At 71.8% G+C, this 13,236-nt stretch carries 9 protein-coding genes; 3 read left to right on the top strand and 6 right to left on the bottom strand.

The annotated features are described in order from the left end of the window. Positions 1-117 precede the first annotated feature (117 nt). Complete coding sequence (gene nrdR, locus IE140_RS13925) at positions 118-630, bottom strand: transcriptional regulator NrdR (RefSeq protein ID WP_006128060.1); 513 nt, start codon at positions 628-630, stop codon at positions 118-120. A 524-nt stretch (positions 631-1,154) separates the two neighbouring features. On the opposite strand from nrdR, the gene lexA reads away from it, so the two are divergent. Beyond that, positions 1,155-1,952 carry a transcriptional repressor LexA gene (gene lexA / locus IE140_RS13920; protein WP_010072358.1) on the top strand — a complete coding sequence of 266 codons (798 nt, stop codon included), beginning with the start codon at positions 1,155-1,157 and terminating at the stop codon, positions 1,950-1,952. Between the two features lie 123 nt (positions 1,953-2,075). On the opposite strand, the gene IE140_RS13915 is transcribed toward lexA, so the two are convergent. The 5 genes from IE140_RS13915 to IE140_RS13895 all read right to left on the bottom strand — a co-directional run bounded on the left by IE140_RS13915 (position 2,076) and on the right by IE140_RS13895 (position 10,248). Then, positions 2,076-4,046: an ATP-dependent DNA helicase gene (locus IE140_RS13915; protein WP_093444145.1), complete on the bottom strand. Its 1,971-nt coding sequence runs from the start codon at positions 4,044-4,046 to the stop codon at positions 2,076-2,078. A gap of 38 nt (positions 4,047-4,084) precedes the next feature. Then, on the bottom strand, positions 4,085-6,040 hold the full coding sequence (locus IE140_RS13910) for an IucA/IucC family protein (RefSeq protein WP_150195104.1): 1,956 nt from the start codon (positions 6,038-6,040) through the stop codon (positions 4,085-4,087). A 60-nt stretch (positions 6,041-6,100) separates the two neighbouring features. Beyond that, positions 6,101-6,826, bottom strand: coding sequence for a GNAT family N-acetyltransferase (locus tag IE140_RS13905; protein ID WP_109180336.1), 726 nt, complete (start codon positions 6,824-6,826; stop codon positions 6,101-6,103). Between the two features lie 103 nt (positions 6,827-6,929). Next, entirely contained in the window at positions 6,930-8,825 is a 1,896-nt protein-coding gene (locus tag IE140_RS13900; protein WP_150195856.1) for an IucA/IucC family protein, read from the bottom strand. A gap of 28 nt (positions 8,826-8,853) precedes the next feature. Further along, the gene (locus IE140_RS13895) at positions 8,854-10,248 is read right to left on the bottom strand and encodes a diaminobutyrate--2-oxoglutarate transaminase family protein (protein ID WP_100564884.1); all 1,395 of its coding nucleotides are present in this window, start codon (positions 10,246-10,248) and stop codon (positions 8,854-8,856) included. A gap of 355 nt (positions 10,249-10,603) precedes the next feature. On the opposite strand from IE140_RS13895, the gene IE140_RS13890 reads away from it, so the two are divergent. Both IE140_RS13890 and IE140_RS13885 read left to right on the top strand, forming a co-directional pair. Further along, the gene (locus IE140_RS13890) at positions 10,604-11,770 is read left to right on the top strand and encodes a trypsin-like serine peptidase (RefSeq protein WP_150195853.1); all 1,167 of its coding nucleotides are present in this window, start codon (positions 10,604-10,606) and stop codon (positions 11,768-11,770) included. A 227-nt stretch (positions 11,771-11,997) separates the two neighbouring features. Then, positions 11,998-13,170: a trypsin-like serine peptidase gene (locus IE140_RS13885; protein WP_150195851.1), complete on the top strand. Its 1,173-nt coding sequence runs from the start codon at positions 11,998-12,000 to the stop codon at positions 13,168-13,170. Positions 13,171-13,236 lie beyond the last annotated feature (66 nt).

The raw sequence follows: 13,236 nt of genomic DNA, 5'->3' as shown, positions 1-13,236 counted from the left end.
CCAGGCACAGTGTGTGTCCGTTGCCCCGTGGGCCGCACTCGGCCTCGGGAACAGGTCTTGATTCGCCCGGCCATCGGTCGACGGAGGTGACCCCGGACCGTGACGGGCGCGTACCGCTCAGTCGGCGGCAATGGCGGGCGCGGGGACCTCAAGGGTCTCGCCGTTCCCGCAGTCCTCCGCGGAGGGCCGCTGCGCACGCAGTTCCACGATGGCGGCCTCGAAGTCTTCCAGGGAATCGAACGCCCGGTACACGGACGCGAAGCGCAGGTACGCGACGAGGTCGAGTTCCTGCAGGGGGCCGAGGATGGCCAGCCCCACGTCGTGGGTGGTCAGTTCGGCGCTGCCGGTGGCGCGCACCGCCTCCTCGACCCGCTGGCCGAGTTTGGCGAGGGCGTCCTCCGTGACGGGCCGTCCCTGGCATGCCTTGCGGACGCCGGAGATGACCTTGGTGCGGCTGAAGGGTTCGGTCACGCCGCTGCGCTTGACCACCATCAGCGAGCAGGTCTCCACCGTGGTGAAGCGGCGGGAGCAGTCGGGGCACTGGCGGCGGCGACGGATCGACGTCCCGTCGTCGGTGGTGCGACTGTCGACGACTCTGCTGTCGGGGTGCCGGCAGAAGGGGCAGTGCATGGCTCCCAACCCTCCTTCACACGCACGACTGAATAGCCTCTTCAGGGCCTTGTCCGGGCCCCTGGAAGCAGTCCCCAGCATAGGCGATGACCACGGCGCGATTGAACCGGGACCACAACTTCTGGGCGACTGAGGCAATCCAACCACTAGATCTAGGGTTGGGTCGCGTTTTCGACCCCATCGCGTGTCGCGCGCCGGGCCTCGCCGGGGTGTCGCCGCGAGGCCGCCCGCGGAGCGTGGGCCAGAGAAGAGGGTACGGGAAACGCGGGGCCGTCGAGCCGCCGGGGCTTCGGCACCAGGGCCCGGATGAAAGACTCCGCACACAGGTCCGGATGACAGACTTGGACCGGGACCCGCGACTGGGCCGCTGCGGAGACCGAACGACCTTCACCGCGGCACCCATACACCCGTCGGCAGCACCGCGGCACCCCTTTATTCGTTTTTCACTCGAACGTGTGTTTGGCGCAACCTTTCGAAAGCTACTACCGTTGTCCAGCTAGGGAGAACATTCGAGAGGGGCCGACGTGACCACCACCGCAGACAGCGCCACCATCACCGCCCGGGACCACCGCTCCCAGAGCCGACTTGAGCCGGTGCATGCCATGAATGACTCAGTCACGAACACGGACGGGCCCGAGCCCGCACGCCCCGGACGTTCCATGCCCGGCAGGCCTCCCGGCATCCGGGCGGACAGCTCGGGGCTCACGGACCGGCAGCGGCGGGTCATCGAGGTCATCCGCGACTCCGTGCAGCGGCGGGGATACCCGCCCTCCATGCGGGAGATCGGTCAGGCGGTGGGCCTCTCGAGCACCTCGTCCGTCGCCCACCAGCTGATGGCCCTGGAGCGCAAGGGCTTCCTCCGCCGCGACCCGCACCGCCCCCGCGCGTACGAGGTACGCGGATCGGACCAGCCCAGCACCCAGCCGACCGACACGACGGGCAAGCCCGCCGCGTCCTATGTGCCGCTGGTGGGCCGGATCGCCGCCGGTGGTCCGATCCTCGCCGAGGAGTCCGTCGAGGACGTCTTCCCGCTCCCCCGCCAGCTCGTCGGTGACGGTGAGCTCTTCGTCCTGAAGGTCGTCGGTGACTCGATGATCGAGGCCGCGATCTGTGACGGCGACTGGGTCACCGTCCGCCGCCAGCCCGTCGCGGAGAACGGGGACATCGTCGCCGCCATGCTCGACGGCGAGGCGACGGTCAAGCGCTTCCGCCGGGAGGACGGTCACGTATGGCTGCTGCCTCACAACGCCGCGTACCAGCCGATCCCCGGCGACGAAGCGACCATCCTGGGCAAGGTGGTGGCGGTGCTGCGCCGCGTCTGAGGAGACGGCGGCGCGTCGGCGAGGGCTTGTCGGCCCCGGGACTCCCCAGCACGTCGATCATGACGTCGGGCCCGGGGCTTTGCCTTGCCCCGGGCCCCCTTCCGGCTGTGCCGCGTCCGCGGTCTACGCGCCGTCCGCCCTCGCCTTGGCGTCGATGGCGGCCAGCGAGCGGCGCGCCTGGTTACGGTCGGTGGTGTACCAGAAGTCCGGCAGCGAGGCGCGCAGATAGCTTCCGTACCGCGCGTTGGCGAGCCTCGGGTCCAGCACGGCGACGACGCCCTTGTCGCCCGTCGCTCGGACCAGCCGGCCCGCGCCCTGGGCCATCAGCAGAGCGGCGTGTGTCGCCGCCACGGCCATGAAGCCGTTGCCACCGGCCTCCTCGACCGCCTTCTGCCGGGCACTCATCAGCGGATCGTCGGGCCGGGGGAACGGAATCCGGTCCATGACCACCAGCTGACAGCTCGGCCCCGGGACGTCCACGCCCTGCCAGAGCGACAGCGTGCCGAAGAGGCAGGTCTCCGGGTCGGCCGCGAAGTTCTTGATCAGCTCGCCGAGCGTCTCCTCGCCCTGGAGCAGGATCGGCTTGTCCAGGCGGCCCCGCAGCTCCTCGGCCGCCGCCTTGGCTCCCCGCATGGAGGAGAAGAGACCCAGCGTGCGGCCGCCGGCCGCCTCCACCAGCTCGGCGAGCTCGTCCAGCATGTCCGTACGCGATCCCTCGCGCCCCGGAGTGTTCAGATGCCGGGCCACATAGAGGATGCCCTGCTTCGGGTAGTCGAACGGGGAGCCGACGTCCAGCCCCTTCCACTGCGGGACGTCCTCGCCCGCCGTGCCCTCGGGGGCCAGCCCGAGGGACGCGCCCACGCCGTTGAAATCGCCGCCGAGCTTGAGGGTGGCCGAAGTCAGCACCACGGACCGCTCGGCGAACAGCTTCTCGCGCAGCAGCCCCGACACGGAGAGCGGGGCGACCCGGACGGAGGCTCCGAACCGGTCGTGCTGCTCGTACCAGACGACGTCGTACTCCGAGCCCTGGGTGATGCGCTCGGCGACTCCGTGGATCGACTCGACCGAGGCCAGGGCCTGCTTGCGGACGGCGTTCTCGTCCTCGACCGACTTGTCGCGGGTGGCGCCGATCGCGGAGATCACCGTGCGCGCCGCGTCCCGCAGCGCCATCAGCGCGTACCCCAGGTCCTCGGGCACTTCTTCGAGCCGTCCGGGCAACGCCAGCTCCATGACCCGCTCGAACCCCTCGGCCGCGGTCTGGAGGGCGTCGGCCGCCTTCTCGTTGACAAGTTTCGCCGCCCGCCGGACCGCGCGGTTGACCTGGGCGGGGGTCAGCTCGCCGGTGGCGACGCCGGTGACCCGGGAGACCAGCTCATGGGCCTCGTCGACGATCAGCACCTCGTGGGACGGCAGCACCGGCGCGCCCTCGATGGCGTCGATCGCGAGCAGCGCGTGGTTGGTGACGACGACATCCGCGAGCTTGGCCCGCTCGCGAGCCGCCTCGGCGAAGCACTCCGCGCCGTACGCGCACTTCGTCGCGCCGAGGCACTCCCGCGAGGAGACCGAGACCTGGCCCCAGGCCCGGTCCGAGACACCGGGTGTGAGGTCGTCCCGGTCGCCCGTCTCCGTCTCGTCCGACCAGTCCCGCAGCCGCAGCAGGTCCTGCCCCAGCTTGCTCGACGGGGCCGCCGCCTCGAACTGGTCGAAGAGCCCCTCCTCCTCGTCCTGCGGCACCCCCTCGTGGAGCCGGTGCAGGCAGAGGTAGTTCGACCGGCCCTTGAGCATGGCGAACTGCGGGCGCCGGCGCAGCAGCGGATGCAGGGACTCGACCGTACGCGGAAGGTCCCGCTCCACGAGCTGGCGCTGGAGGGCGAGGGTGGCCGTGGCCACGACGACCCGCTCCCCGTGCGCCAGGGCCGGCACCAGATAGCCGAGCGACTTGCCCGTACCGGTGCCGGCCTGGACGAGGAGGTGGGATTGGTCGTCGACCGCCTCGGCGACGGCCTCGGCCATGGTGACCTGGCCGGGCCGTTCCGTACCGCCGACGGCGGTGACGGCGGCGTGCAGGAGCTCGGGGAGGGATGGCTTCGTCATAGCCCGACCAGCCTACGGCGCACCACTGACAACGACGGTCACTCCCGGACGCGGACGGAGGGGTGCAGCGGGTTGGGAACCGTGCCGTGGATCGCCGCGTGTGGGCGGCTCGCCCGGTCCCGGTAGCCGTCGACATGCAGGCGGTTGCGGTTGAGGCAGAGGCGTTCGATCTCTGGGGTGAGCATGTCGAACAGCTCGAACCGCTCCTTCAGCTCCGGGAAGCGGGCGTGGTGGCGCACGATCTCCGCCCGGACGAGTGACCAGAAGGTGTCCTCGGAGACCCCGAGCTGCTCCTCGCAGAGCGGGGACAGATAGCGGAAGACGCCGACGAAGAGGCCGGAGTGGATGAACTGGGTGAGGAAGGACGGTTCCTCGGTGAGGAGGACGGCGCGCACCTCGTCGGGCATGGTGTCGTGTTCCGGCAGCGGGCGGGCGCTGACGTTGACGTCGTCGACGAAGTCCTTGATGGCGAGCCGTACGGGCACGTCGTTCTCGTCGAACACGACGATGGCGTTCTCGCCGTGCGGGGAGAACACGGTGCCGTAGCGGTAGAGGAAGTGCAGCAGGGGCGGCAGCAGAGCGGCGAAGAGCCGCTTCAGCCAGGTCTCCGGGGCGAGGCCGGAGCGCTCGACCAGCTCCGCGGTGAACGCGCGGCCCGTCGGGTCCGTATGAAGGAGGGAGGCGAGCGTGCGGGCGCGTTCGCCCGGGGCGAGGCGGGGCGGCAGGGGCTCCCGCCAGATCGCGCCGAGCAGTTCCTTGTACTGGTAGGGCGCTTCGGGGAGATGGTCGTACAGCGGGTGTTCGACGGCGACGGAGGCGACCTCGCCGAGCAGGATGACCCGGCAGGTGTCGCGCAGGAAGGGGTCGCCCTCGCACAGCCCCTGGACCCAGGAGGTGACGGCGGGGGCGGCGAGGGTCCGCTCGGTCGGCAGGCCGCGCCAGACCAGGGTGTTGAGGATGGAGAGCGGGAGCTTCACCGTGTGCCGCTCGGGCCGGTCCACGTTGGCGAACGTGCGGATGGACTGCTGCGGGAGGCGGGCGTCGCCGTCGGTGTGCAGGGCCACGATGTCGCCGTCGGCGATGGCCGGGGCGAAGAGCGGCACGATCCACTCGTCCCACTGCCAGGGGTGGACGGGGAGGTAGAAGTAGTCCTCCGGGTCGTGCCCCCGGGCCCGCAGCTCGTCGGCGAAGGCGTCCCGGACGTCCGGGTCGAGCTCTCCGGCGTACAGCTGGTCGGGGGTGGAGACGCGGCCGACGCCCCGGAACTGCGCGATGCGGGTGCTGACCGCGATCCACGGCAGCCGGAGCGGGCTGCGGGTCTCGGGGGTGAAGCGGGCGGCGTCGGCGGCGGAGAAGCCGAGCCTGCCCTTGCTCGCCACCAGCCAGGGGTGGCCGGTCTGGTGGCCTTCCAGCTCGGCGTAGTCCTGGGCGGCGAGCCGGTCCGCGGTGAGCGCGGTGTGGTCGAGCCGGGCGTCGGCGGAGAGCGTCAGGGTCAGCTCGCGGATGAGGTGACCGAGCGTCGTGCCGTCGAGCCCGAGGAGATCGCGGGCCCGGGTGAGGAAGGTCAGCGGGTCACGGAACGGGCGGGAGGCGGCGGGCGAACCGTTGGCCGGTGCGTCGGCCGAGCCGTTGGACTGTACGTCGGCCCGGGTGGCGGGCGAGCCGTTGGACTGTACGTCGGCCGAAGCGGCGGACGAGCCGTCGGCCTGGGGCTGCGCGGTGATCTCGATCGACCCGGGGTCGACGCGCCAGCTGCCGTAGACGCCGCGGCGGGCGGTGAAGGCGAGCACTCCCCCGTCGTCGAGGGTCAGCCGGTGGCGCCCGCCGGTCCCGGGCACCGGAACCGGCTCGATGATCTTCTCGTAGGCGAACTCACCGAGCATCTTGGCGAGAAGCCTCGCTGCGGCCCGGTCCCAGATCTGCCGGTTCAGCTCCGGAGGGCTGAACAGCTGCGGGGACTCGGCTGCGTCACGGCTCGTGGGAGATATCGGCACGGGGACTCCTCCGGAGGGAACCTATGAGGTTCGAGCGGTTGGGGCGGTGCGGAGAGCAAGTCACAGCTGGGCTCGGTACGTTCGGTCGCGGATCATCAGCGCGGCGCGTTTGTCGGGGAGGTCCACTTCGGCGGAGAAGCGGAAACCGGCGCTGAGGAACGCGGATACGGACGGGGTGTTGCGCAGGTCCGGCTCGGCGACGACCCGTCCGCACTGCGGAAGGTTGTCCAGGACGAGGTCGGCGACGGCGCGGAGCAGAGTGGTGCCCACGCCCCGGCCGCGGTTCTTCACGCCCCCCAGGAGGAGGTGGACGCCGGTGTCGTGGGGGCGGGCGGGGTAGTGGCGGGCCAGGGGGTCGAGGTCGGCGCGGTAGATCTCCCAGTAGCTCATCGGGATGCCGTCGAGTACGCCGAGACAGGGGATGCTGCGCCCGTCCCCTTCGAGCTGGGGCCGGATGTGGTCGGCGGTGACGGAGTCGGGTCCGGCGAGCTCCCAGAAGGCGGCCACGGCGGGGTCGTTCATCCAGCGGCTGATGACGGGGAGGTCGCGATCCAGCCGAACGGGCAGGAGGGCGAACTCCCCCGGCGTGGTCCGTGCGGGCGGCCAGGAGCCCGGGTCGCCGAGCAGGTCACCCGGAACGGTGGCCCGCCGCGTCCCGGCGCTGCGCTCCTCGGCGATCAGCGCGAGGAGCTCCTCGGTGAGCTTCAGGTCGAGGGTGTCCTCGACTCCGGTGCTCCCGCCGTCGGGTGCGGTGCCGGGTTCCGCTGAGGCGTCGGCGGGAGGCACGGTGGCGCTCTCCTCTCTGGACCGGGTGCGGTCGGTGAGCTTCTCCGGTGCGGGTGCGGCCGGAGTCTCTCTGGTGCGCTCGGAGTCTTACTGGTGCGCCGGTTCAGCTGTGCAGCGGGTTGGCGATGGTGACGTAGACGGACTGGGTGTCGACCGGTCCGACCAGCTCGTCGAGGCCGTGCAGCCGGGTCAGCAGGTTTGCCTTGCAGCGCAGTTGGCGGTTCTCCAGGAGATACGCGGGCAGGGGCGAGCCCAGTTCCGCGGTCTCGGTGAGGAATTGGCGCAGGACGGTGAGGAGTTGCTGTTCGTCGGCCAGGTGCTGGGCCCCGAACGCCCCGATGAGGCCGAGGACGTTGTTGATGCCGAGGTAGTACGCGAAGCGCTCGTCGGTGACCGGGTCGGAGACGAAGGTGTCGCTGACGGTGCCGATGCCGGGGAGCCGCCGGTCCAGCTCGGCGCGGCGGGAGTCGCGGAAGTAGTAGCCCTGGTTGTCCCGGTAGCGGCCGCCGACGGGCCAGCCGTCCGGGTCGAGGAGGACGAGGGTGTTCTGCTGGTGGGCTTCGAGGGCGATGCCGCCGTGGGCGTCGAGCCAGAGGACGGGGCGCACGACGTGGTGCAGATAGCGCCGGAACCATTCGGCGGAAACGTCGGTTCCGCTGAGCCCGGTGCGGGCGCGCAGTCCTGAGACGACCTCCGCGAGCCGTGAGTGCATACCGGGGCGGCCGGGCCGGGGGCGCTGCGCGGTGAGTCCGGCGATGCAGGCGGCGTCGTCGCCCGGGCCGAAGGGGTTGTGGCGGAGCACCACGTCGAGCCCGGTGACGGGGGTGCCCTCGGGATCGTCGACGGCGAGCCAGGCTGGATCGCGGACGATGTCGAAGCCGGGGTGCGCGCGCTGCCACTGCTCGGCGAGTCCGGCGGACAGGAGGCGGTGAACCTCGACGCCCCGGTGGAGCTCCTTGCGGAGGTTCTCCCGGCGGGAGTTGGTGATGCGTACGCCGAGGGAGAGCTTGAGCATGACCCGCGCCCCGGGGCGGTGCACGGTGCGGATCGAGGAGGTGGGGTGCCAGGGCTCGCCGTGCGGGCCGAGGTCGTGGAGGAGACCGGTCTCGGCGAGGGCGCGGACCTGGGGGCGGTGGATCAGGTCGGCGGCCTGCCAGGGGTGGACGGGGACGGCGACGGTGCCGGGGGGCGTCTTCAGCCCTTCGGTGTGCGGGGCCAGCAGTTCCTCTGCGGTGGCCGGGCCACCTGCGGTCCAGGCGGAGTCGGTGACGGCCAGCGACCGGTCGACGGCGAACCAGTGCAGCGGGAAGGAGCCGTGGAGCTCCGGTGAATAGCGGCGGGACTCCGATTCGGAGAGGCCCTCGCGGCTCTTCGGCGTGGGGTGGAGGGGGTGGCCGAGGAGCAGGGACTGCTCGGCGGTGAGGAAGAGGTCTGCCTCGGCGGGGTCGGCCGGGCTGCGCCGCCGCTGCTCGATGAAGCCGGCGGTGTGGCGTACGGAGTCGGCGACCCGGGCGACCAGATCGCCCGCGCCGCTCTCGCCGCCCTCACGGCCGATGAGGACGGCGACGGTGGCGGCGTCGGCGGGCGGGGCCCCGGCGGGGGCGTTCTCCAGGGCGGGCGCGCCGAAGCGGTGGGCCCCGGTGGCGGACCAGTAGTGCACGGGGACGAGCAGCGCGGTGCCGCTGGCGGGGAAGGCGATGCGCAGGGTGTCGCCGTCGGGGCGGGGCAGGTCGTTCTCCCGGGTCCAGCAGCGCAGCAGGCTTTCGGTGCCCGCCGCATCGGCGGCCCGCAGCGGGTCCGGGTCGTCGAGCGCGTCGAAGCCCCGGCTCCGGGCCGCGAGGTCCGACCCCGGTGCGTACGCGGCGAGGTCGGCGTCGTGCGGGGATTTCTGGCGGGGCACGGTCGTCGCCTCGACCGTGCCGGGGGCGGCCGGTCCGTCCTGCCCTCGGTGCTGGGGGGTGCCGGGGCCGTCGGCCTCGGACGCGGGGGTGGGGTTCACGGCGTTCTTCCTTGTGGGGATTCCGGGCTCAGGTGGTCGGCCCGGCGGTGGTCCGACGGTGCGGGGAGCGTGTCGCGGCTGCCAGCGCGTCGGCGAGACGGTCGACGACGGCAGTCGCCTGCTCGTCGGTGAGGGTGAGGGGCGGCAGAAGGCGGACCACGGCGCCGTGCCGGCCGCCGAGTTCGACGATGAGGCCGCGTCGCAGGCATTCCTGCTGGACGGCGAGGGCGAGGGCCGGGTCGGGCGGCGGAGCCGGGGCGGGGTCGCCGGCTTCGGCGGGCAGGGGCGCGCTCTCGGGATCCACCAGCTCCAGGCCGATCATCAGTCCACGCCCCCGTACGTCACCGATTCCCGGGTGATGCGCCCTCAGTTCCCTGAGCGAGGCGAGCATCCGGGCCCCCAGGACCGCTGCGCGGTCCGCCAGTTGATTCTCCCTGACGTACGCGAGCGTGGCCGCGCCCGCCGCCATGGCGAGCTGGTTGCCACGAAACGTACCCGCGTGCGCGCCCGGCTGCCAAAGATCCAGCTCAGCGCGGTAGACGATCACGGCTAGGGGGAGGGAACCGCCGATCGCCTTGGAGAGGACCATGACGTCGGGGACGATGCCGCTGTGCTCGACGGCCCAGAACGCGCCGGTCCTGCCGACCCCGGTCTGGACCTCGTCGGCGATCAGCGGGATGGACCGTTCCTCGGTGATCCGGCGCATGCGGCGCAGCCAGGCGTCGGGCGCGGGGTTCACGCCGCCCTCGCCCTGGACGGGCTCCACGATCATCCCGGCGGGGGCCGGCACCCCGCCCTTGCGGTCGTCCAGCAGGTGTTCGGTCCAGCGGGCGGCGAGCGTGGCGCCGTGTTCGCCGCCGGTCCCGAACGGGCAGCGGTAGTCCTGCGGGAAGGGGAGCCGGGTGACCCGTACGTCGGTGGCGCCGCCCGAGGCTTCCAGGGCTCCGGCGGTCATGCCGTGGTAGGCGCCGGTGAAGGTCAGCAGTCCGGAGCGCCCGGTCGCGGCACGGACCAGCTTGAACGCGGCCTCGACGGCGTCCGTTCCGGCGGGACCGCAGAACTGGATGCGGGCGTTGTCGGCGAACTGCCGGGGCAGGGTGGCGAACAGCTCGGTGGTGAAGTCGTCCTTGACCGGGGTGGCGAGGTCCAGCACATGCAGGGGGGCGCCGGAGTCGATGACCTTCCGGATGGCTTCGAGCACGACCGGGTGGTTGTGGCCGAGCGCCAGGGTGCCCGCGCCCGACAGGCAGTCCAGATACCGGCGGCCGTCCGCGCCCTCGATGGTGAGCCCGCGGGCGCGCACCGGGACGATCGGCAGGGACCGGGCGTAGGTGCGGGCCGCCGATTCGCGCAGGGACTGGCGGCGGAGGATGCCCTCGTGCGCGGAGGGCGGCGCCACCGGTGCGGGTTCGGTCACGGACACGGCTCTTGATCCTCCTGCGGTAACAGTTGCGTTGCACGTCGGTACGATTTCGCGCGGACGCACCGAGGCCGTGAACGCTGTCCTGGTGTCCCCCGTACGTACCAACGACGCCGACCGCGATGGATCACGGGTAAATCGGAACATCCTCGCGGCCACGGAACCGTGGACCTGCCGCGTACCGTCACCATCGGCACCGGCATAGTGGGGGCCGCACAGCGGCGCGGAAGCATCCGGTCCGGCGCCCGAAGTGTCCGCAATGCAGCACGAGTACCGAGTGACGAAGTCCCAGGGGGATCACGAGATGCGACCCATTCGCCCGACCGATACCGCACGTCGCGGGAGGCGCGCACGGCGCATGCCCTCCTCCGCGCTCGCCGCGACCGCCGTCGCCGCCGTGCTGGCGCTCACCGCCACCGCGTGCGGCCCGGAGGAGGACAACGCGGGCGGTACGCCCAGCGCCTCGGCCGGTCAGTCCGACGGCAAGGTCACCATTCCGGACGACCTCAAGAACCGGCTCAAGGAGCACGGGATCGACCCCGACAAGTGGCGGGACGGGGAGTGGAAGAACTGGGACAAGGACAAGTGGCTGCGTGAGGCCAAGGACTTCGTCAACCCGATCATCGAGGACCTGTGGGACCCGGACCGGATGCGGGACGCCGACAAGCCTCCGGAGAACCCGGTCGACAACGACATCTCGGGCGACGACGGCGTGACGGACCCGACGCCGGCCCCGGTCCGGGCCGCCGGTGTCGCGACGCCGTACAACGACAACGCCCCGGAGTCCGGGAAGCTGCTCTTCGACGGCCCGAAGGGCTCGATGGTCTGTTCCGCGACCGTGGTGAAGGACCCGGCGAACCCCGGCAAGTCCAACATGGTGTGGACCGCCGGGCACTGTGTGCACGCGGGCAAGGAGGGCGGCTGGTACCGCAACATCGCCTTCGTCCCGGCGTACAACAACGACGGCCTGTCGCTGGCCGAGCTGGAGACCGCGCCCAAGGAGAAGATCGCTCCCTACGGTCTGTGGTGGGGCCAGTGGGCCCAGACCTCCGAGCAGTGGATCGAGCAGGGCGCCGCGACCGGCGGCCAGGGCGCGCCGTACGACTTCGCGGTGCTGCACGTGACGCCGGAGAAGGGTGCGGGCGGCAAGTCGCTGGAGGAGACGGTCGGTTCGGCGCTGCCGGTCGAGTTCAACGCTCCGGCGGTGCCGCAGATCGCCGGGATGACGGCCACGGGCTACCCGGCCGCGCCGCCGTACGACGGCCAGCAGATGCTGCAGTGCAAGGACAAGCCGGGCCGGCTCTCGGTCTTCAAGGAGCAGCCCACGATGTACCGCCTCGGCTGCACGATGACCGGTGGTTCCTCCGGTGGCGGCTGGGTCGCGGCGGGGCAGGACGGCAAGCCCGCCCTGGTCTCGAACACCTCGATCGGCCCGGTCACGGCGGGCTGGCTGGCCGGTCCGCGGCTCGGCAAGGAGGCCGAGGGCATCTACCGCGCGGTGAGTGAGAAGTACGCGGGCCGGTAGAGCCCGCATGGGCCCGCGGGCCCATGGCCCCCGGCAGTCGTCTGCCGGGGGCCTTGCACGACCGCCTGTCGTCTGCCGGGGGCCTTGCACGACCGACGGCCGGCTTCGGCACTTCGAATGACAAGCACATGACAGAATGCACGACCGCGACCACGCGCCACTGTGCTTCCGCGCAGGGCGAGGTCGCGCACCATCGCACGCATCAGCTGTTCAGGGGGATTTCTTCCATGCGATCGATACGTCCGCTGCTGGCCGCCACCGGCCTCGTCGCGGCGCTCACTCTGACGGCCACGGCCTGCGGTCCCGAGGAGGACTCCGCGGCCGCCAAGCCGTCGGCCTCCGACGGGGCGGCCGGCAAAGGCCCCGCCGCCGGCCTGCCCGGTGATCTGGGTGACGCCCTGGAGAAGCACGGGGTCGATCCGGAGAAGTGGAAGGACGGGGGGTGGAGGGACTGGGACAAGGACGGCTGGCTCCGGAAGGCCGAGGACTTCGTCAACCCGGTCATCGACGGGCTGTGGAAGCCGGACCGGATGGCCACGGCAGAGGAGCCCGCCAAGACGATGACGGCCGGTGACCTCTCCGCCGGCCAGGACGTCAGCGACCCGGTCCCCGCCCCGGTGCAGGCCAAGCCGGAGAAGCTGCCCTACCACCGGCACGCCGCCCCGGTCGGCAAGGTCTTCTTCGACTCCCCCAAGGGCTCCATGGTGTGCTCGGGAACGGTCGTGAAGGACCCGAAGAACCCCGGGAAGTCCAACCTGGTGTGGACCGCCGGACACTGCGTGCACGCGGGCGCGGGCGGTGGCTGGTACCGCAACATCGTCTTCGTGCCCTCCTACAACGACCAGGGCAAGAACGCGGCGCAGCTGCGGACCGCACAGCCGCAGGAGGTCGCCCCGTACGGCACCTACTGGGCGGACTGGGCCGCGTCCTCCGGCGAGTGGATCTCCGGCGGCGGCCCGACCGGCGGGGCCGGCGCGCCGTACGACTACGCGGTGCTGCACGTGAAGCCCGAGAACGGGACGAAGTCCCTGGAGGAGACGGTGGGCAACGCGCTGCCGGTCTCCTTCGACGCTCCGGAGATCCAGCAGATCAGCGGCATGGGCGCCTGGGGCTACCCGGCGGGTCCGCCGTACGACGGTCTGCTGATGCACCAGTGCGTCGACCGCCCCGGGCGGCTCTCGATCGCCCCGGGGACCCCGACCATGTACCGGATCGGCTGCACCATGACGGGCGGCTCCTCCGGGGGCGGCTGGTTCGTCGCCGGGCCGGACGGGAAGTCGATGCTGGTCTCCAACACGTCGATCGGCCCGGTCACTTCGGGCTGGCTGGCCGGACCCCGGCTCGGCGAGGACGCCCGGCGCACCTTCGCGACGATGAGTGACAAGTTCGCGGGGCAGTAGTCCCTGACGCCGAAGGCCCGGCCCGAACTCTCCGGAGAGTTCGGGCCGGGCCTTCGGCTGTCGTGC

The organism is Streptomyces parvus (assembly GCF_014648875.1).
Taxonomy (GTDB): domain Bacteria; phylum Actinomycetota; class Actinomycetes; order Streptomycetales; family Streptomycetaceae; genus Streptomyces; species Streptomyces parvus.
Note: the sequence above shows the minus strand (reverse complement) of the source record. Positions and strands in the feature narration are given on the sequence as shown.